Raw genomic sequence first — 20253 nt, 5'->3', positions numbered from 1 at the left:
GGGTAGGATGGAGGGGTGACTTCCGCGACAGATCATTTCACCCTGTTCGCCGTGCTCCGGCGCGACCCCCACGCAGCTGCCGCCACCGGCCGCGCGCTCGCCGAGATCGCGACCGGCCTCGAGAGCCTGCGCGGCGTGTACGACGTCTCGGGTCTGCGGGCCGACGCCGACATCCTGCTGTGGCTCACGGGTCACACGGCCGAGGGGCTTCAAGCCGACCTCCGTGCGCTGCGCCGCACGGCCGAGCTCTCCCCCCTCCTGCCGACGTGGAACGCGCTCGGCGTCCACCGCGAGGCGGAGTTCAGCCGTGACCACTCGCCCGCCTTCGCGCGCGGTCTCGCGCCGAAGCAGTGGCTCACGGTCTACCCCTTCGTCCGCAGCTACGAGTGGTACATCCTGCCCGCCGCCGAGCGCGGCGCGATGCTCTCCGACCACGGCCTCAAGGGGCGCGAGTACCCGCAGGTGCAGTCCAACACCGTCGCGAGCTTCGCGCTCGGCGACTACGAGTGGCTGCTCGCCCTCGAGGCCGACGACCCCGTCGACCTCGTCGACCTCATGCGTCACCTGCGCGCGACCGAGGCCCGCCGCCACGTGCGCGAGGAGGTCCCGTTCTTCACGGGGCGGCTCATCTCGCTCGACGAGGTCGCGGAGGTGCTCGCGTGAGCGGCATCGTTCCGGGCGCGACGCCCGCCGCCGCCGGCGGGCCCGAGCACGTCGAGGAGCCCGTCGCCTACGACGCGATCCTGCTCGCGAGCTTCGGCGGACCCGAGGGGCAGGATGACGTCATCCCGTTCCTGCGCAACGTCACGCGCGGCCGCGGCATCCCCGAGGAACGTCTCGAAGAGGTCGCTCACCACTACCGCGCCTTCGGGGGCGTGAGCCCCATCAACGACCAGAACCGCGAGCTCAAGGCGGCGCTCGAGGCCGAGCTCGCCGCGCGCGAGATCGACCTGCCCGTGCTGTGGGGCAACCGCAATTGGGACCCCTATCTCGCCGACGCCCTGCGCGAAGCGAACGAGCGCGGGTACACGAAGCTCCTCGCGATCGGCACGAGCGCCTACTCCTCGTACTCGAGCTGCCGCCAGTACCGCGAGGACTATGCGATGGCGCTCGATGAGACGGGCTTGGCCGGCGTCATCGAGATCGACAAGGTGCGCCAGTTCTTCGACCACCCGGGCTTCGTCCAGCCGTTCATCGACGGCGTGAACGGGGGCCTCGCCGAGGTGGGGGATGCTTCGAAGGTGCATGTCCTGTTCGCGACGCACTCCGTCCCGACCGACGACGCCGTGCGCTCGGGCCCCCGCGACCGCGACTTCGGCGAGGGCGGCGCGTACGCGGCGCAGCACCTCGCGGTGGCGGAGGTCGTCATGGCCGATCACCCCGGCATCCCGTGGGATCTCGTCTATCAGTCGCGCTCGGGCCCGCCGAGCCAGCCCTGGCTCGAGCCGGACATCAACGACCGCATCGAAGAGCTCGCCGCCGACGGCGTGACGGGCCTGGTCATCGTGCCGCTCGGCTTCATCTCGGACCACATGGAGGTCAAGTGGGACCTCGACACCGAGGCGCTCGAGACGGCACAGGAGAACGGCATGAAGGCCGTGCGCGTGCCGACGCCCGGTGTGCACGCGGCCTTCGTGAGCGGGCTCGTCGACCTCGTGCTCGAGCGTCGTGACGGCATCCCGACCGCCGAGCGCCCTGCCCTGACCCCGCTCGGGCCGTGGTTCGACGTCTGCCGCCCCGGATGTTGCGAGAACATCCGCCTCGGCTTCAAGCCGGCCCTCGCGGGGATCGCGCCATGAGCGCCCTGCGCATCGGGACGCGCGGCAGCGCCCTCGCCCTCGCCCAGGCCGGCACGGTCGCCAAGGCCCTGGACGGCGAACTCGTCGTCATCGCCTCGGAGGGCGACACCTCGACGGCATCCCTCGCGTCGCTCGGCGGCACGGGCGTCTTCGCGAAGGCCCTGCGCGACGCGCTGCTGGCGGGAGAGGTGGATGCCGTCGTCCACTCGTACAAGGACCTCCCGACAGCACCCGAACCCGGGCTCGCCATCGCGGCCGTCCCGAAGCGCGCGGACGCCCGCGACGCCCTCTGCTCCCGGAAAGTCGAGGGCGCGCGCGACGGACTCACGCTCGAGACGCTCCCCGAGGGGGCGCGCGTGGGCACCGGTTCGCCGCGCCGTCGGGCGCAGCTCGCCGCGAAGCGCCCCGACCTCGAGCTCGTCGACATCCGCGGCAACGTCGACACTCGTCTCGGCCGGCTGACCGAGACGGGGGAGCGGGGACTGGATGCCGTCGTGCTCGCCGCGGCCGGACTCGAGCGCCTCGGGCGCATCGACGCGGCGACCGAACTCCTCGACCTCGACGCGTGGCCGACGGCGCCCGCACAGGGTGCGCTCGCGGTCGAGACCCGGCGGGGTGACGAACGGCTCGCGAAGCGCATCGCCCACAAGACCTCGCGGCTCGCCGCCGACGCCGAACGCGGGGTCCTCGCGCGGCTCGAAGCGGGGTGCGCCGCCCCGATCGGCGCGCGTGCCTTCGTCGAGGACGGGATGCTGTTCCTCACCGCTCGCGTCTACCGCCCCGATGGCGGCGCGCAGCTCACGAGCTCGCATGCCGCCTATCTCGAAGACACGACGGCGGCCGAGATCTCGACGCGCGTCGCCGACGAGCTGCTCGCCTCCGGCGCCGCCGACCTCGCTCCCCTCGGAGGCGACCGATGACCATGCCCCTCCGTCCCCGCCGTCTGCGTGCGACGCCCGCGTGGCGTCGCCTCACGAGCGAGACGCGTGTGTACCCCGCGCAGCTCGTGCTCCCGCTCTTCGTGCGCGAAGGCGTGTCCGAGCCCATCCCCATCGGATCGATGCCCGGAGTCGTCCAGCACTCCCTCGACTCCCTCAAGGCCGAGCTGCACCGCGCTGCCGCGGCGGGCGTCGGCGGGGTCATGCTCTTCGGCGTGCCCGAGCACAAGGACGCGGAGGGCTCCGGCGCGACCGATCCCGACGGCATCCTGAACGTCGCGACGCGCGTCGCCGCGGACGAGGTCGGCGACGCGCTCGTCGTGCAGACCGATCTGTGCCTCGACGAGTTCACCGATCACGGCCACTGCGGTGTGCTCGATGCGAGCGGAGCGGTCGACAACGATGCGACGCTCGTGCGCTACCGCGACATGGCGCTCGCCCAGGCCGAGGCAGGGTCCCAGCTGTTGGGCCTGTCGGGCATGATGGACGGCCAGGTCGCCGCCGTGCGCTCCGTCCTGGACGACGCGGGTCGTGGTGATCTCGCGATCCTCGCCTACGCCGCGAAGTACGCCTCGGCCTTCTACGGGCCGTTCCGCGAGGCCGTGCAGTCGTCCCTGCAGGGGGACCGTCGCACGTACCAGCTCGATCCCGCCAATCGCAGGGAGGGCGCGCGCGAGGTCGAACTCGACATCGCCGAGGGCGCCGACATCGTGATGGTCAAGCCCGCCCTGAGCTACCTCGACGTCCTCGCCGACACCGCGGCGATCTCGCCCGTGCCGGTGTGGGCGTATCAGGTCTCGGGCGAGTACGCCATGATCGAGGCCGCCGCGGCCCATGGCTGGATCGACCGCGAGCGCGCGATCGACGAGTCGCTCACGAGCATCGTGCGCGCGGGAGCCGACGCCGTGCTCACGTACTGGGCGATCGAAGCAGCTGGAAGGGCATCCCGCGCATGACGACCAACGATGAAGCGGCCGCGCGCGCGCGGAACGTCATCCCCGGTGGAGTGAACTCGCCCGTGCGGGCGTTCGGTTCGGTCGGCGGCACGCCGCTGTCGATCGTTTCGGCCGCAGGCCCGTACGTGCGCGACGTCGAGGGGCACGAGTACGTCGACCTCGTCGCATCCTGGGGTCCGGCCCTGCTCGGCCACGCGCACCCCGAGGTCGTCCGCGCGGTTCAGGATGCCGCGGCCCGCGGACTCTCGTTCGGTGCGTCGACGCCGGCCGAGAGCGAGCTGGCTGAAGCCGTCATCGCGCGGCTCACCGTCGACGGCGTCCGCGGGATCGAGCGGCTGCGGCTGGTCTCGACCGGCACCGAGGCGACGATGACGGCGATCCGCATCGCCCGTGGGGCGACCGGGCGCGACATCCTCATCAAGTTCGCGGGGCACTACCACGGCCACTCAGACGGACTCCTCGCCGAGTCCGGCTCGGGTGTCGCGACGCTCGGTCTGCCCGGGTCCGCCGGCGTCCCCGCCGACATCGCGGCGCTGACGCTCGTGCTGCCCTACAACGATCGCGAGGCCGTCCGCGCGGCGTTCGCCGCGCACCCGGGTCGCATCGCGGCGATCATCACCGAGGCGGCGGGCGCCAACGCCGGCATCCTCGCGCCCGAGCCGGGATTCAACGCGTTCCTCGCAGAGCACGCCCACGCGCACGGTGCGCTGGTCATCTTGGACGAAGTGCTCACGGGATTCCGCGTGGGACCGGCCGGCTGGTGGGGTCTCGAGCGCACATCCGGCGCAGAGTGGACGCCCGACCTCATCACCTTCGGAAAGGTCATCGGCGGGGGCATGCCGCTCGCCGCGATCGGCGGCCGACGCGACCTCATGGAGCTCCTCGCCCCGCTCGGCCCCGTCTACCAGGCGGGGACGCTGAGCGGCAATCCGCTCGCCGTCGCGGCCGGTGTCGCGACGCTCCGACTCGCTGACGCGGAGGTCTACGAGAGGGTGGATGCCGCGGCATCCGTCGTCTCGTCGGCGCTCTCCGACGCGCTCACTGTCGCCGGTGTCGCGCACGTCGTCTCGCACGCGGGCAACCTGTTCTCGGTCGCGTTCCGTGACGAACCGGTCCGCGACTACGACGACGCCCGCGCGCAGGAGTCCTGGCGCTATGCGCCGTTCTTCCACGCGATGCTCGATCAGGGCGTCTCGCTGCCGCCGAGCGTCTTCGAGGCCTGGTTCCTCACGGCCGCGCACGACGACGCGGCGATCGACCGCATCCTCTCCGCGCTTCCGCGTGCGGCGGAGGCCGCGGCATCCGCCCCCGCACCGGAGTGACCAGCTAGATCCAGGTCGGGAACCAGTTGTGCACCTGGTAGAACCACCAGGGCACGCCGGTCGCGGTGAGGATCGGGTACCAGAAGATCGACAGCGCGAGCACGAATCCGAGGTACAGCCAGACGAGGTGCTGACCCGTTCGTCTGCGGTAGTCGTCCTTCGCGCGTCGGCCGGCCACATCCCGGAGCGCGAAGGCGAGCGCCAGGAGCATGAACGGCAGGATCGCGATCGTATAGAACTGGAAGATCGTGCGTTCCGGGTACAGCAGCCACGGCACGTACGTGGCCGCGACACCCGTCAAGACGAAGGCGTATCGCCAGTCGCGCGCGACGACGAACCGCCACACGAGGTAGATCACGGCAGCGACCGCTCCCCACCAGATGAAGGGGTTCGGCATGCTGTAGACGTTCTGCACGGCGTCGTCGCGATGGAAGAACATCGATGTCGGGCGCACGAGCAGCGGCCACTGCCACGCGGGGCTCTGATAGCCGTGCGGCGTCGTGAGCCCGACGTGGAAGCCGTAGATCGCCTCGTGGTACTTCCACAGGTTCTGCAGGGGGAGCGGCACCCACGACCAGAACCCGTCGCCCGCCTCGGTGATCGCGTGGCGGCCGTAGCCGCCGTCCGTCACGAGCCAGCTCGTCCACGAGGCGAGGTACACGACGAAGGCGACCGGCACGAGCAGCACGAACGTCGCGAGACCCTGGCGCACGGCATCCATCGGCCACTGCTGCACGCCGGCCCGCCGTCGTGCGAGGGCGTCCGTCACGACGAGGTAGATCCCGAGCGAGGCCGCGACGTACAGCCCCGACCACTTGACCGCGGTCGCCGCGCCGACGGCGGCTCCGGCCGCGATGATCCACGGCCGGTTCCACAGGACGGGACCCCAGTCCGGTGGACCGTCATCGGTCGTGCGCGCTTCGACCGCGGCATCCAGCCGCTGCAGGAACCTTCCGCGATCGAGCAGGACGAACCAGAACGCGAGCAGCACGAAGAACGCCAGGAAGACGTCCAGCAGCGCGACCCGGCTCATGACGATCGCGAGGCCGTCGATCGCCATCAGGCCCGAGGCTGTGACGGCGAACGGCACGGAGTTCGTGAGGGTCTTCGCGACGAGGTACAGCAGCAGCACCAGGGCCGTGCCGAAGATCGCGGTCGCGAAGCGCCAGCCGAACGACGAATCGGCGCCGAACAGCGCCATGCCCGCGCCGATCAGCAGCTTTCCGAGCGGGGGATGCACGACGAAGCTCCCCGTGCCGGTGAAGATGTCGGTGTCGCCGGCCTCGAAGCTCTCGTCGGCGCCCTCGGGCCACGTCGATGCGTAGCCGAGATTCCATTGACTCCAGGCATCCTTCACGTAGTACGTCTCGTCGAAGGCGAGTTCGTGAGGGTTCCCCAGGTTCCACAGGCGCAGGATGCCGGCGACGACCGTGACGAGCGTCGGGGCCAGCCAGCGCCACAGGCGCGCAAGGCGCGGGTCGCCCGAGACGCGCGCCACCCACCTGTCGTACAGCGTCGGGCGCTCCGCACGCGGAGCCGGCGCGGGAAGCAGCGGCTCGGCGATCTCGGTCACCGGACAAGCCTAAGCTGGGCCGCGTGATCATCCTCGCGGCGACGCCCATCGGCAATCTCGGCGATGCCTCCAGGCGCCTCGTCGAGGCGCTCGGGTCGGTCACCGTGATCGCTGCCGAGGACACCCGCACGACGCAGCGACTGCTGGCCGCGCTCGGCGTCGACAACCGCCCCCGCCTGATCGCGCTGCACGACCACAACGAGAAGGAGCGCGCACCCGAGATCGTCGAGCTCGCGCGGACGACGGACGTGCTCGTGCTCTCGGATGCGGGCATGCCCACCGTCTCGGACCCCGGGTACGGACTCGTCGCGGCCGCTGCCGCCGCTGGTGTCGCCGTCACCGCGATCCCCGGTCCTTCGGCGGTGGTGACCGCGCTCGCCGTGTCGGGCCTTCCGACCGACCGCTTCACCTTCGAGGGCTTCGTCGCCCGCAAGCAGGGGGAGCGGCTCTCGAGCTTCCGCGCCCTGGCGAACGAGCAGCGCACGATGGTCTTCTTCGACGCGCCGTCGCGCGTGGCGGCGACGCTCGTCGACATGGCCGCCGTCTTCGGCGACGACCGGCACGGCGCCGTATGCCGCGAGCTCACGAAGCTGCACGAAGAGGTCGCCCGCGGCACGCTCGCCGAGCTGTCCGCGTGGGCCGCCGACGGCGTGCGAGGCGAACTCGTCATCGTCCTGGGCGGCGCGGCTGCGCAGGAGGTCGCGTTCCCCGACGCCGTGACCCACGTGCTCGAGCAGGTGCGGGCGGGGACGAGGCTGAAGGATGCCGCGGCCGAGGTGTCGGCGCATACCGGACACTCCAGTCGCGAGCTCTATCAGGCGGCGCTCGCGGTCAAGCGCTGAATGTGACGTTCCCATCGCTTTCAGCCCTGTCAGCGGGGCCCCGCGTCACACGGCCGGTCGCGGCATCCACCCGAACTAGAATTCACGAGTGACACAAGGCCGCAGCTTCTACATCACGACGCCGATCTACTATCCGAGCGACGTGCCCCACATCGGCCACGGCTACACGACCGTGGCGGTCGACACGCTCGCGCGCTGGCACCGCCAGGCGGGCGACGACACCTGGATGCTGACGGGCACCGACGAGCACGGCCAGAAGATGCTCCGCGCGGCCTCGGCGAACGGCGTGACGCCGCAGGAGTGGGTCGACAAGCTCGTGACCGAAGCGTGGTTCCCGCTTCTGAGGACGCTCGATGTCGCCAACGACGACTTCATCCGCACGACGCAGCCGCGCCACGAGGAGCGCGTCAAGCAATTCGTGCAGGCGATCTACGACCGCGGCTACATCTACGCGGGCGAGTACGAAGCGCTGTACTGCGTGGGCTGCGAGGAGTTCAAGCCCGAGTCCGAGATCGTCGACGGCACCGGGGCGTTCGAGGGGCTCAAGGTCTGCGCGATCCACTCGAAGCCGCTCGAGCTCCTGCAGGAGAAGAACTACTTCTTCAAGCTCTCGGAGTTCCAGGACAAGCTGATCGAGCTCTACTCGAGCGTTCCGGACTTCATCCGTCCCGACTCGGCGCGCAACGAGGTCGTCTCGTTCGTGAAGAACGGCCTCAAGGATCTCTCGATCTCGCGCTCGGCGTTCGACTGGGGCATCACGGTGCCCTGGGATGAGAGCCACGTCATCTACGTGTGGGTCGACGCGCTGCTGAACTACGCCACGGCCGTGGGGTACGGCGCCGATCCCGACGAGTTCGCGCGCCGCTGGCCCGCGTTCCACATCGTCGGCAAGGACATCCTGCGCTTCCACGCCGTCATCTGGCCCGCGATGCTGATGGCCGCCGGGCTCGAGGTGCCGCGCGGCGTCTTCGCGCACGGCTGGCTGCTCGTGGGCGGCGAGAAGATGTCGAAGTCGAAGCTCACGGGCATCGCGCCGACCGAGATCACCGACGTGTTCGGCTCGGACGCGTACCGGTTCTACTTCCTCTCGGCGATCGCGTTCGGTCAGGACGGCTCGTTCTCGTGGGAGGACCTCTCGGCGCGCTACCAGGCCGAGCTCGCGAACGGCTTCGGCAACCTCGCGTCGCGCACGACGGCGATGATCGAGCGGTACTTCGAGGGCATCGTGCCCCCGCCGGCCGAGTACACCGAGCGCGACCTCGCGGTGCAGAAGATCGTGAAGGATGCCGCGGCGAACGCGGATGCCGCGATCGAGCGCTTCCGCATCGACGAGGCGATCTCGGCGATCTGGACCATCGTCGACGACCTGAACCTCTACATCACCGAGAACGAGCCGTGGGCGCTCGCGAAGGACGACGCGCAGCGAGCGCGACTGGGCACCGTGCTCTACACGGCGGCCGAAGGTCTTCGGGCTCTCGCCGTGCTGCTGTCGCCGGTCATGCCGGTCGCGACCGAGAAGCTGTGGGTCGCCCTCGGGGTTTCCGGGCGCCTCGTCGACCAGCCGCTCCGGGACGCCGGCGGATGGGGCGTGCTGCAGCCGGGTTCGTCCGTCAACGGCCTCGCCCCGCTCTTCCCGCGCGTCGAGCAGTCGGTCTGACCCGCGCATCCATGTCCCACTTTCTCGGCAACGTGTCCCACTTCGCCTCGGTTCGCGGGGTCGATTCCGAGGGAAAGTGGGACACGGATGACTGAGTCAGACCCGTCGCAGTACGTGCGGTCGCGGTCGCACGAGGGCCGCGGCGACGTGCGCTGGCCGGCGGCGCCCGAGCCGCTCGCGGTGCCCGTGTACGACAATCACGCGCATCTCGAGATCGAAGACGGTGAAGTCGGGCTCTCGCTCGACGAGCAGCTTCAGCGCGCCGGCGAGGTCGGCGTCATCGGCGTCGTGCAGGCGGGGGGCGACATCGAGTCGAGTCGCTGGTCGGCGTGGGCCGCGGCATCCCATCCCCGCGTGCTCGCGGCGGTGGCGATCCATCCGAACGAGGCACCGGCGTACGCCGCGGCCGGCCGTCTCGGCGAAGCGATCGCAGTGATCGACGAGCTCGCGGCGCAGCCGCGCGTGCGGGCGATCGGCGAGACGGGGCTCGACTTCTTCCGCACCGACGAGGGCGGCCTGCCGGCGCAGTTCGAGAGCTTCGAGGCGCACATCGATCTCGCGAAGAAGCACGCGATCGCGATGCAGATCCACGACCGCGACGCGCACGATGCCGTGCTCGAGACTCTCGAGCGCGTCGGAGCACCCGAGCGGACTGTGTTCCACTGCTTCTCGGGCGACGAAGGCATGGCTCGGATCGCCGCCGAGCGCGGCTACTGGCTGAGCTTCGCGGGCAACGTGACGTTCAAGAACGCGCAGAACCTGCGTGACGCGCTCGCCGTGACGCCGCGCGAGCGGATCCTGGTCGAGACGGATGCCCCGTTCCTGACCCCCACGCCGCATCGCGGTCGCCCCAACGCGCCGTACCTGATCCCGGTGACGGTGCGGTTCATGGCTGAAGAGCTCGGTGCCGATCTCGACGAGTTCTGCGCCCAGCTCGCGGCCAATACGCTCGCCGTGTACGGATCGTTCGACTGATGGCGTGCCGCTGTGAGGCCCTTCCCGGCTCGAATCGAGAGCCGACGAAGGAGCAGGATGCCGGCACCGTCCGCATCCTCTCGACGAGCGAACCCGGCTGGGACATGACCTACGAACTGGTGTGCGCGTCGTGCGCGCGTCGCTATACGGTGAGGCAGACCGACGGTCCCGCGACGCAGTGGAAGTGGGTTCCGCACGGACTCAAGCGCCGCCGCGGCGAGGTCTGATCGTCAATCCCGAGAGGGCATGCCACCCTCGCCGGGCTCCGAGCCGGCCTCGGTCTCGTCATCCGAGATCACGGGCTTGGCCGCCGCGATGTGCGAGATCGACCGCCACACGAGCGCGAGCGTGACAGCGGACCCGGCGAACGCGAACCACCAGGGCGCCGTGAGGCCCCACGCCTGCGCGATGAGGCCGCCCAGCAGCTGACCGATCACGAGGCCGCCGAAGACGCCGACCATGTTGACCGACGCGATGCGGCCCTGCAGGTGCAGCGGCACGAGACGCTGGCGCACGGTCGTCGAGATCGTGCCCCAGACGAACGCGTAGGCGCCGAAGCCGAACATGATGACGAACGCGACGATGGGCGACGTCGTGAGGGCGAACCCCAGGTGCATGAGCACCTCGAGCGACAGGCACACGCGCATGAGCGTCGCGAACGACACGTGGCGTTCGAGGAAGCCGAAGCATCCCGTCGCGACGAGGCCCCCGAGGGCGGATGCCGTCGTCAGGGCGCCGTAGCCGACGACGCCCATCTGCAGATGCTCGGTCGCGTACAGCACGAGAACGCCCCAGGGAGCCGCCCATGTCACGTTGAAGACCAGGATGATGATCACGAGGGTGCGCACCGGCGCGTTGTGCCGCAGCCATCGCAGGCCCTCGCGGATCGGGTGCGGCTTCGCGCCGTCGAGGCGCTCCTCCTGCTCCGGCACCGGTGTGCGGGCGATGCGGGAGATCAGGATGACGGCGAGGCTCACACACAGGATCTGCACGAGGAACGGGATGAACGTGCCGACCGCGAAGAGGAAGGCACCCAGCGGCGGACCGGCGAGCTGATTGCCGACGAGGAATCCAGCCTGCAGGCGCGCGTTGCCGACGCCGAGATCGACGGGCCGGACGAGCATCGGCAGCAGCGTGGACCCGGCCGAGTCCGCGAAGACCTCAGCGGTGCCGTAGAGGAACGCCGCCGCCAGCACGATCCACACCGTGACGTGGCCGGTGACGAGGAAAACGACCAGAGCCGTCACCACGACGGCGCGCAGGGCGTTCGCGATCATGACCAGACGCCGCCGGTCGTGATGGTCGGCGACCGAGCCCGCGAGCAGGCCGAACAACAGCCACGGCAGGAACTGCATCATCGCGCCGGATGCGACGAGGATCGGCGATGACGTCAGCGATGCGATCAGCAGGGGAGCGGCCGACAGGGCGATGCCGTCGCCGAGGTTGCTCGTCCACGACGACGCGAGGAGCCAGCGGAAATCCCTCCCGAGGCGGCGTGGTGCGATCAGTTCGCCGAGGGAGGGCATCCCGTCATCCTAGGACGGGGGTGGGACTACTCCGCGCGGTCCTCGTCGTCGAGGCGACGCTCCTCGGCCGCTTCGAGCCGGTCCTTCTCCTTCTGAGCGGCTTCGCGCTCTTCGCGGATCTTCTCGTGCGACTTCGAGTTGTTCGTCATGCGTCTGATCCTAGGAGGCTGCCGGGGGCGCGGCATCCCGATGCTTGTAGGCGTCCTTCTTGGTGAACAGCGTCTCGGTCTGCTCGATGTCCATGCCCTTGGTCTCGGGGATCTTCCACGCGACGTAGATGAACGACAGGGCGGCGAACGCGGCGTACATGCCGTACGTGAGCGGGAGGGACCACGCCGACATGGCGGGGAACGAGACCGTGATGAGGAAGTTCGCCAGCCACTGCGCGCCCGCGGCGACACCGAGCGCCTTGCCGCGGATGCGACTCGGGAAGATCTCTCCCAGCAGCACCCAGACGAGCGGCCCCCACGAGGCGCCGAAGCCGATGACGAACAGGTTGGCCGCGACGAGCGCGACGGGTCCCCACGGCGCCGGCAGCGAGACCGCTCCCTCGGCGTCCGTCGTCGAGAACATGAAGCACACGGCCATCGCGGCGAGCGACAGCGTCATGATGACCGATCCCGTCAGCAGGATCGGCTTTCTCCCGACGCGGTCGACGAGGAAGATCGCGATGAGCGTCACGAGGACGTTCGTGATCGAGGTGACGACGCTGATCCCGAGGGATGCGGATTCGGGGAACCCGACCGACTGCCAGAGGCTCGTGGAGTAGTAGAAGATCACGTTGATGCCGACGAACTGCTGGAACACCGACAGGATGATGCCGACCCACACGATCCCCTGAAGTCCGAACACCGGTCCCTTGAGCGAGACGCCGGCGTTCTTGCGGTCCTCGTCGATCGTGTGGACGAGTTCGTTGACGGTCTTGTCGAGATCGGCGGGGGGCACGAGCGTCGCGAAGATGACTTTCGCCTCTTCCACCCGGCCCTTCGCGATGAGATACCGCGGGGACTCGGGCATCGTGAAGGCGAGGATGCCGTACACCGCGGCCGGGATCACGCCGACGAGGAACATCCACCGCCATGCCTCCAGCCCCAGCCAGAGGTCCTGCGACGCGCCGCCCGCGCCCCAGGCGAGCAGGGCGTCGCTCAGCAGCGCCACGAAGATGCCGAGCGTGATCGCGAGCTGCTGGAGGGATGCCAGACCGCCGCGGATCTGCCGTGGCGCGATCTCGGCGATGTAGGCGGGCGCGACGACCGACGCGATGCCGATGCCGAGGCCACCGAGCACGCGCCACAGGATCAGGTCCGGAACACTGAAGGTGAGGCCGGCGCCGATCGAGCTCACGAGGAAGAGCCCCGATCCGAGCATCATGACCTTGAGCCGCCCCCAGCGGTCGGAGAGGTTGCCGGCGAGCACGGCACCCACGGCGCAGCCGAGCAGCGCGACGGCCACGACGAAGCCGGTCAGGACGCTGCCGAGCTCGAAGTTCTGGTCGATCGAGTCGACGGCGCCATTGATGACCGACGAGTCGAAGCCGAAGAGGAATCCGCCGACGGCGGCGGCGACGGCGAGCCCGATGGCCCGCTTCCCGTAGGGGCTCTTCAGCGAGAAGGAGCCGGTGGGGATCGAGTCTGGCGTGCTCATAGTCGTCACGCTATCGCTCCCCGGGCCTTCGCGGGGAGGTCTTTCGAAGGACGCTCGCTAGGGTGTACGCATGCCCGTGACCCTTCTCGGCGCCTCGGAGATCCGCGCGCTGGCCGCAGAGCTCGATGTCACCCCGACGAAGAAGCTCGGGCAGAACTTCGTCGTCGACGCGAACACCGTGCGCAAGATCGTGCACACGGCCCGCATCGAGCCGGGTGATCGGGTCGTCGAAGTCGGCCCCGGACTCGGATCGCTGACGCTCGCGATCCTCGAGGCCGGAGCATCCGTCACCGCCGTCGAGATCGACCACCGCCTCGCCGAGCGTCTTCCGTCGACGGCGACGGCGCACGGCGTGCCTGAGGGTGCGTTGACGGTGGTGGATGCCGACGCCCTGCGCGTCACGGAGCTGCCCGGCGATCCCCAGGTGCTCGTCGCGAATCTTCCGTACAACGTGAGCGTGCCGGTGCTCCTGCACTTCATGGAGAGCTTCCCCGGCATCCAGCGCGGCGTCGTCATGGTGCAGGCCGAAGTGGGGGAGCGGCTCGCGGCCCCGCCGGGATCGAAGACGTACGGCGCGCCGAGCGCGAAGGCCGCATGGTACGGGCAGTGGCGGCTCGCCGGCACGGTGTCGCGCCAGGTGTTCTGGCCGGTGCCCAACGTCGACAGCGTCCTCGTCGCGTTCGAGCGCGACGCCGTGCCGCGAGGGACCGAGGAGGAACGGCTCGCGACGTTCCGGATCGTGGATGCCGCATTCCAGCAGCGACGCAAGATGCTCCGTCAGGCGCTGTCGACGGTCCTCGGCGGGTCGTCCGCCGAGGCATCCGGCGTCCTCGAATCCGCCGGCGTCGCGCCGACGGCGCGCGGCGAGGAGCTCTCGATCGACGACTTCGCCCGCATCGCCGGCGTGCTCTGACAGGACCCGTTCGCCCAACGTTCACCGCGCCGTGATCCACAGATCACGAAACATGCCTGTAACATTTCCGCGAGCCTCGCCGACCACGGGGCGAGGAGTGACGTCATGCGCCCCGCAGAGTATCCCGCCCCCGAGCGGGTTCTGCTCCACCTCAGCGACACCCATCTGCGAGCACCCGGCCCGCAGCTCTTCGACTCCGTCGACGGCACCGCTCGTCTGGCGCGCACGCTCGACGTCATCGTCGACAGCGGTGTGCGCCCGGACGCGATCGTGGTGACGGGGGATCTCACCGACCTCGGCGAGGCCCAGGCGTACCGCGATCTGCGCACTCTCGTCGAGCCGTTCGCGGCCGCCCTCGGCGCGCGGGTCCTCTGGGTCATGGGCAATCACGACGATCGCGCGCAGTTCCGGACGCACCTGCTCGACGCGTCACCCGAGGTCGACCCGATCGACCGCGTGGACGAACTCGACGGCCTCCGCATCGTCACTCTCGACACCAGCGTCCCCGGCCATCACCACGGCGAGGTCTCGGATGCCCAGCTCGCGTGGCTCGCCGGCATCCTGGAGACGCCCGCACCCCTCGGCACGATCCTCGCGATGCACCACCCGCCCGTGCCCGCCGTCCTACCGCTCGCAGCCAGCGTCGAGCTGCGCGACCAGCGGCGGCTCGCCGCAGTCCTGCGGGGCACCGATGTGCGGGCGATCATCGCGGGCCACCTGCACTATTCGACGTTCGCGTCGTTCGCCGGCATCCCGGTCTCGGTCGCCTCGTCCACCTGCTACGCGCAGGACCTCACGGTGCCCGTCGGCGGTACCCGACCGCAGGACGGCGCGCACGCCTTCAACCTCATCCACGTGTACGACGACACGATCGTCCACTCGGTCGTTCCCGTGGATGCGCCGAACGTCCTCGAGCACATCGACGCCGACGAAGCGCGTCGCCGCCTCGAGGCGGCCGGCATCGCTCCGTTCAGCGCCGACCGGCGGGATGCGCCGACCGCGCCGATCGCTGTGCTTCGCTGACCTCGTCGCGCTCCCACGGGGCGCGGACGGGGAACATGCGCTCGAGGGTGTCGCGCAGCGTGCGCACGCGCACGGTCTCGGGCACCTCGGTCTCGCCGCCGTCGTTGAGGCAGAACATGTCGACGTCGGGGCGTGCTGCGATCCGTGCCATCTTCCGCAGCCCCGACGTCATCGTGGTCTGCACGTAGCGCGTGCGCGGCTCTCTCGTGGCGACCGCGCGGCCCGTCATCACGGCGTAGTAGTGGTAGAGGCTGTTGGTCACCGAGATGTCGGTCGACGAGCGGAAGCGGGATGCCGCGGTCCGCGCGAAGTCGTCGGGGAACGTCTGCTCGAGCTCGGCCATGACGCTGCGCCGCAGCGGTGTCGCGCAGTGCTCGAGATCGCGTGCGATCGTTCGTCCGAACCGCTCGCGCAGGAGCGCACGGTTCACCCGGAGGCCGTTGTCGTGGCCGCTCCTGGCAGGCGTCGTGTCGCCGACGCCGATGCGGACCCCGCTCTCGACGAACTTCGTGATGCCCGACGGCGTGAAGAAGAGCTCGGGGTCGACGGCACGCCCGAAGAACATGTCGTCGTTCGAATAGATGAAGTGCTCGGCGAGCCCGGGAATGCGGTGCAGCTGCGCTTCGACGGCGTGCGAGTTGTGCGTGGGCAGCGTCGAGGTGTCGGCGAAGAACTCCTCGCTGCGCACGATCGTGACCTTCGGATGGTCGAGCAGCCACGACGGCGCGGGCGAATCGGTCGCGATGAAGATGCGCCTGACCCACGGCGCGTGCAGGTGCACGCTGCGCAGCGCGTAGCGCAGTTCGTCGACGTGCCGATACCGGGCGGGTCCGGCATCCCCCTCGCCCACGACGTACTGTTCGAGCTGGGCCGCCCGCTGACGCTGGAAGTCGCTCGACGAGCCGTCGACCCACGAGAAGACGAGGTCGACGGGCTCGGTGAACTCGTGCGGCTGCGGGTCGAACATGCCCGCGATCGTGCGCCATGAGCGCCCATGGCGCTCCACGCGCGTCCACGCGAGATCGGCGGTCGCCGTCCGGCGCCTCATCAGAGCGTTGTCGGCGGGTGCCTCGACGAGCTGTTCCCCGAAACGCCAGAACTCCAGACGCGCGCCGGTCGATGAGCCGTAGCGCAGGGTCCCGCTGCGGCTCACGCGCGGGCGGTACACCCGCAGCGCCGTCGGGTCGGCGCCCGGCTCCGGTGCTTCCGGCGCGGGCACGGGCGGGCGCCGCTTGGCTTTGACGTAGACCGGCTCGTGCTCGCCGAGCGCGGCGAGGGCCGCCATCGCGAGACGACGCTGTGCGACGTCGACCGCGAGCGCGTCGAGGCGAGCGTCGTTCCGCACGAGAGTCACGGCGATGCCCGCGCTCTCGAGCGCATCCGCCACGAGCAGCAGATCCGCCGTGCGTGCCTCGTCGGGCGTCACCGTGTCGTGGACGAGATGGATGACGCCGTCGTCCAGGACCGTGTCGGCGCGCAGCAGCAGATCCGTCCAGCTGGGTCCGGACGCGGGCAGCGCGGCGATCGTCGACATGTTCCTCCTCGGCGGATGCCTTGTGGCGCGAGCGTTGGCTCTGCCGGCGGGGGCTCCGGTCACGTCACACTAGGCGATCATCGTTTCCCGGAGGTTTCGTTCGGCGACCCTTGACACCGCCTTCAGCCCGTGCAGTCGCGGCGGCACTCCGGCCTGCGCGGCACCCGGCGTGCGCGCTAGCGTGGACGCATGAGCGATGCGCCCCGGTTCCGTACCGACATGCCCGACACCCACCGCCCGTACGTGGCCGCTGAGGACCGCTATCGCATCGCGGAGTATCGCCAGGTCGGGGCATCCGGTCTCCATCTGCCGCCTCTGTCGCTGGGCCTCTGGTGGAACTTCGGTGACAACTTCCCGATCGACAGCCAGCGCGCGCTCCTGCGCCATGCGTTCGACAAGGGCATCACGCACTTCGACCTCGCCAACAACTACGGCCCGCCCTACGGCTCGGCCGAGAAGAACTTCGGACGCATCTTCGCCGAGGACTTCCGCCCGTACCGCGACGAGCTCGTCATCTCGTCGAAGGCGGGGTGGGACATGTGGCCCGGCCCGTACGGCGAGTTCGGTTCGCGCAAGTACGTCCTCTCGAGCGCCGAGCAGTCGCTGCAGCGCATGGGGCTCGAGTACGTCGACATCTTCTACTCGCACCGGTTCGACCCCGTCGCCCCGGTCGAGGAGACCATCGGGGCTCTCGACACGCTCGTTCGGCAGGGCAAGGCGCTCTACGTCGGCATCTCGTCGTATTCGGCCGAGCGCACGGCCGAGGCCGCAGCGATCGCGCGCAGCCTGGGCACGCCCCTCGTCATCCATCAGCCCGCGTACTCGATCCTCAACCGCTGGGTCGAAGACGGCCTCACGGGGGTGCTGAAGCAGGAGGGCCTCGGCGCGATCGCCTTCACGCCGCTCGCGCAGGGCCTGCTCACCGACAAGTACCTCGGCGACGGCACGGCGTCGCGCGCACAGAAGCGCTCCTCGCTGCCGCAGGAGGCGCTGTCCGAGAAGGGCCTGGCGACCCTCCGCGGCCTCGATGTCATCGCGAAGGAGCGCGGCCAGTCGCTCGCTCAGCTGGCGATCCAGTGGGTCCTGCGCGACCCGGTGGTCACGTCCGCTCTCATCGGGGCGTCCCGCACGGAGCAGCTCGACGAGAACATCGCCGCGCTCGACGGGCCGGCATTCACGACCGAGGAGCTCGAGCGCATCGACGCCCTCTCGGACGGCATCGACGTCGACCTCTGGGCGGAGTCGGCGCAGCAGTGAGTCAGCCACTCGTCGCCTCTCGCGTGCACGTGCGCGCGCCCGGAAAGCTCAATCTCTTCTTCGAGGTGGGCGGGGTTCAGGATGACGGGTACCACGATGTCGCTTCGGCCTACCAGGCCGTGTCGCTGTACGAGGACGTGTGGGCGACCCACTCCGACGACTTCACGATCGCGGTGTCGGGCACGGTCGATGTGTCCGGCGTGCCGGCCGACGACCGCAATCTCGCGCTGCGCGCGGCACGGCTCGTCGCGAAGAAGGCGGGCTACCCGGGCGGGGTGCACCTCGACATCGTCAAGCACGTGCCCGTCGCGGGCGGTATGGGCGGAGGGTCCGCGGATGCCGCGGCGGCGCTCGTCGCGTGCGATGCGCTGTGGGGCACCGAGCTCGGCTCGGCCGAGCTGCATCGCCTCGCGGCGCGGCTGGGCGCCGACGTGCCGTTCGCGCTCCTGGGCGGGACGGCGATCGGCACGGGCCGCGGCGATCAGCTGAGCCCCGCGCTCGCGAAGGGGCGCTTCGACTGGGTCATCGTGCCGTCCGACGAGGGGCTCTCGACGCCCGCCGTGTACGCGCATCTCGACGAGCTGCGTTCGCATCACGACATCCGTCCCGTCGGCAGCACGCCCGACGTCGACCCGGGCGTGCTGCACGCTCTGCGCGCGGGGGATCCCGTGAGGCTCGCCGAGGCGCTGCGCAACGATCTGCAGACGGCCGCGCTGTCGATGCGACCAGATCTGCGCGAGCTGCTCGAGCGCGGCGACGCCCGTCCGTCGGCGCTCGCCGGGATCGTGTCGGGCTCGGGCCCGACGATCGCGTTCCTCGCGGCGGACCCCGAGTCGGCCCTCGATCTGCAGGTGACGCTGTCCGCGGAGGGGTACGAGGCGCTGCATGTGCACGGACCCGTTGCGGGCGCCCGCATCCTGACGTCATGATCCACGCGTGAACACGGATGCCGGTGTCGGCTCGCTTCCGTAGGCTTTCGCCATGAGCTCCGACGCCTTCCGCACCGCGCCCGTCGACGAGACCTCCCGGTCGCGTCTCGCAGACCGCGGGCTCGACTACCGGCTCGTCGACGTGGCGTCCGACGACTACGCGCGATGGCTGCAGGCCGTCGCTCGCGGGTTCCTCGGGTCGGAGCACACGGATGAGCAGATCGCCGCCATTCGCGAGCGCAGCGGGTATCGGCGCACGACGGGTGTGTACGACGCTTCCGGGCCGATGGCCGATCTGCCCGTCGCATCGATCGCCTCGTGGATCGCCGGCCTGACGGTGCCCGGCGGTTCGAGCATCCCGTCCTGTGCGATCTCGGCCGTCACGGTCGCACCGACGCACCGCCGCCGGGGCGTCGCGCGCGCGATGCTCGAGGGCGAGCTGCGCGCCGCCGCGGCCGCGGGCGTCCCCATGGCGATGCTGACTGTCAGCGAGTCGACGCTCTACGGGCGCTACGGCTTCGCTCCGGCGGCTGCCGCGGCCACGTGGAAGATCGAGACGAAGCGCGCCGGGTGGATCGGACCGCGCCCGGGCGGGCGCATCGATTTCGTGCCTCGCGAGGCCGCGCGCGAACTCCTGGAGCAGGTGCATCCCCGCACGCGTGACCGGTACGCCGGCGAGATCGAGCTCGACCCGGCGTGGTGGGACGGCTTCGCCGGCACGCGCCCCGACTCCGAGAACCCCGGAGCGCGGCGCGCGATCCGATACGCCGATGTCGACGGTGTCGCGCGCGGCGTCGCGGTCTATCGCGTGCGCGAGAACGACGAGGACTTCACGAAGTCGACCGTGACCGTCTCGTACCTCGTCGCCGAGACCGACGACGCGTACGCGGCACTGTGGCGGTTCCTGCTCGAGCTCGACCTCATCGGCGAGGTGAACGCGATCCTCCAGTCGGTCGCCGAGCCGCTGCTGTGGATGATCGCCGACCAGCGCGCCGCGACGGTGACGGTGACCGATCACCAGTACGTGCGCATCCTGGATGTGCCGGTTGCGCTCGAAGCCCGCACATTCGGCGCCTCGGGCGTGCTCGCGCTCGACGTGACCGACTCGCTCGGCTTCGCGCAGGGCCGGTGGCTGCTGACGGTGGATGCCGCGGGCAGCGGTTCGGTGGTCCCGCTCGACGGCGCGGCTCCGGCAGGTGCGGTCGAGGTAGCGCTCGGCGTCGAGGAACTGTCGGCCGTGTACCTCGGCGGGGTGTCGCTCGCGACGCTCGCCGCCGCGGGCAGAGTCACGTCGACCGACGTCGCCGCGGCATCCCGTGTCTTCGGCTGGCACGTGCCGCCGCGCTTGAGCATCTGGTACTGATC

General features: G+C 70.2%; 19 protein-coding genes. 14 read left to right on the top strand and 5 right to left on the bottom strand.

Annotated features, from left to right (window positions below; all coding sequences use genetic code 11):
* The first annotated feature begins 15 nt into the window (after positions 1-15).
* From hemQ to hemL, 5 genes are read left to right on the top strand one after another with little or no spacing between them, the layout of a single operon-like run.
* Positions 16-663 carry a hydrogen peroxide-dependent heme synthase gene (gene hemQ, locus MA876_RS15320; protein WP_248151409.1) on the top strand — a complete coding sequence of 216 codons (648 nt, stop codon included), beginning with the start codon at positions 16-18 and terminating at the stop codon, positions 661-663.
* Positions 660-1799, top strand: coding sequence for a ferrochelatase (locus MA876_RS15315; protein ID WP_372491538.1), 1140 nt, complete (start codon positions 660-662; stop codon positions 1797-1799). The genes hemQ and MA876_RS15315 overlap by 4 nt, the downstream gene beginning before the upstream one ends.
* The gene (gene hemC, locus MA876_RS15310) at positions 1796-2719 is read left to right on the top strand and encodes a hydroxymethylbilane synthase (protein ID WP_248151406.1); all 924 of its coding nucleotides are present in this window, start codon (positions 1796-1798) and stop codon (positions 2717-2719) included. The genes MA876_RS15315 and hemC overlap by 4 nt, the downstream gene beginning before the upstream one ends.
* Positions 2716-3693 (top strand): porphobilinogen synthase, encoded by a 978-nt coding sequence (gene hemB / locus MA876_RS15305; protein ID WP_248151404.1) that lies wholly within the window; start codon positions 2716-2718, stop codon positions 3691-3693. Before hemC ends, hemB begins: the two co-directional genes overlap by 4 nt.
* Positions 3690-5015, top strand: coding sequence for a glutamate-1-semialdehyde 2,1-aminomutase (hemL, locus tag MA876_RS15300; protein ID WP_248151402.1), 1326 nt, complete (start codon positions 3690-3692; stop codon positions 5013-5015). Before hemB ends, hemL begins: the two co-directional genes overlap by 4 nt.
* Positions 5016-5019: 4 nt before the next feature.
* Here hemL and MA876_RS15295 read toward each other — a convergent pair whose 3' ends face one another.
* Positions 5020-6588, bottom strand: a complete 1569-nt coding sequence (locus MA876_RS15295) for a dolichyl-phosphate-mannose--protein mannosyltransferase (protein ID WP_248151400.1) — start codon at positions 6586-6588, stop codon at positions 5020-5022.
* Between the two features lie 23 nt (positions 6589-6611).
* Between MA876_RS15295 and rsmI the strand changes: the two genes are divergently transcribed.
* The 4 genes from rsmI to MA876_RS15275 all read left to right on the top strand — a co-directional run bounded on the left by rsmI (position 6612) and on the right by MA876_RS15275 (position 10289).
* Positions 6612-7430 (top strand): 16S rRNA (cytidine(1402)-2'-O)-methyltransferase, encoded by an 819-nt coding sequence (gene rsmI, locus MA876_RS15290; RefSeq protein ID WP_248151390.1) that lies wholly within the window; start codon positions 6612-6614, stop codon positions 7428-7430.
* An 88-nt stretch (positions 7431-7518) separates the two neighbouring features.
* On the top strand, positions 7519-9087 hold the full coding sequence (gene metG / locus MA876_RS15285) for a methionine--tRNA ligase (RefSeq protein WP_248151388.1): 1569 nt from the start codon (positions 7519-7521) through the stop codon (positions 9085-9087).
* A gap of 87 nt (positions 9088-9174) precedes the next feature.
* Positions 9175-10062 (top strand): TatD family hydrolase, encoded by an 888-nt coding sequence (locus tag MA876_RS15280; RefSeq protein WP_248151379.1) that lies wholly within the window; start codon positions 9175-9177, stop codon positions 10060-10062.
* Positions 10062-10289: a hypothetical protein gene (locus tag MA876_RS15275; RefSeq protein WP_248151369.1), complete on the top strand. Its 228-nt coding sequence runs from the start codon at positions 10062-10064 to the stop codon at positions 10287-10289. Before MA876_RS15280 ends, MA876_RS15275 begins: the two co-directional genes overlap by 1 nt.
* Before the next feature lie 3 nt (positions 10290-10292).
* On the opposite strand, the gene MA876_RS15270 is transcribed toward MA876_RS15275, so the two are convergent.
* Genes MA876_RS15270 through MA876_RS15265 form a run of 3 tightly spaced genes read right to left on the bottom strand, consistent with a single transcriptional unit; the run spans position 10293 to position 13232 of the window.
* Positions 10293-11588: an MFS transporter gene (locus tag MA876_RS15270; protein ID WP_248151352.1), complete on the bottom strand. Its 1296-nt coding sequence runs from the start codon at positions 11586-11588 to the stop codon at positions 10293-10295.
* Between the two features lie 26 nt (positions 11589-11614).
* A complete protein-coding gene (locus MA876_RS19125; protein WP_275563253.1) occupies positions 11615-11737 on the bottom strand; it encodes a hypothetical protein in 123 nt (40 codons plus the stop codon).
* A gap of 10 nt (positions 11738-11747) precedes the next feature.
* Positions 11748-13232: a sugar porter family MFS transporter gene (locus MA876_RS15265; protein ID WP_248151351.1), complete on the bottom strand. Its 1485-nt coding sequence runs from the start codon at positions 13230-13232 to the stop codon at positions 11748-11750.
* A 70-nt stretch (positions 13233-13302) separates the two neighbouring features.
* On the opposite strand from MA876_RS15265, the gene rsmA reads away from it, so the two are divergent.
* Entirely contained in the window at positions 13303-14145 is an 843-nt protein-coding gene (gene rsmA / locus MA876_RS15260) for a 16S rRNA (adenine(1518)-N(6)/adenine(1519)-N(6))-dimethyltransferase RsmA (protein WP_248151350.1), read from the top strand.
* A 105-nt stretch (positions 14146-14250) separates the two neighbouring features.
* On the top strand, positions 14251-15168 hold the full coding sequence (locus MA876_RS15255) for a phosphodiesterase (protein ID WP_248151349.1): 918 nt from the start codon (positions 14251-14253) through the stop codon (positions 15166-15168).
* Here the strand turns inward: MA876_RS15255 and MA876_RS15250 are convergent.
* Entirely contained in the window at positions 15116-16702 is a 1587-nt protein-coding gene (locus MA876_RS15250; RefSeq protein WP_248151348.1) for a stealth family protein, read from the bottom strand. The genes MA876_RS15255 and MA876_RS15250 overlap by 53 nt on opposite strands.
* 189 nt (positions 16703-16891) lie before the next feature.
* On the opposite strand from MA876_RS15250, the gene MA876_RS15245 reads away from it, so the two are divergent.
* The 3 genes from MA876_RS15245 to MA876_RS15235 are packed head-to-tail and all read left to right on the top strand — an operon-like array spanning position 16892 to position 20251.
* Positions 16892-17959, top strand: a complete 1068-nt coding sequence (locus MA876_RS15245; protein WP_248151346.1) for an aldo/keto reductase — start codon at positions 16892-16894, stop codon at positions 17957-17959.
* Positions 17956-18888, top strand: coding sequence for a 4-(cytidine 5'-diphospho)-2-C-methyl-D-erythritol kinase (locus MA876_RS15240; RefSeq protein WP_248151344.1), 933 nt, complete (start codon positions 17956-17958; stop codon positions 18886-18888). The genes MA876_RS15245 and MA876_RS15240 overlap by 4 nt, the downstream gene beginning before the upstream one ends.
* 52 nt (positions 18889-18940) lie before the next feature.
* Positions 18941-20251 (top strand): GNAT family N-acetyltransferase, encoded by a 1311-nt coding sequence (locus tag MA876_RS15235; RefSeq protein ID WP_248151342.1) that lies wholly within the window; start codon positions 18941-18943, stop codon positions 20249-20251.
* The last annotated feature ends 2 nt before the right edge of the window (positions 20252-20253 follow it).

Origin of the sequence: Microbacterium aoyamense, from assembly GCF_023155855.1 — a bacterium.
In the GTDB taxonomy this organism is placed as follows: Bacteria; Actinomycetota; Actinomycetes; order Actinomycetales; family Microbacteriaceae; genus Microbacterium; species Microbacterium aoyamense.
The sequence above is the reverse complement of the archived record's forward strand: the minus strand, read 5'-3'. Positions and strand labels throughout refer to the sequence as shown.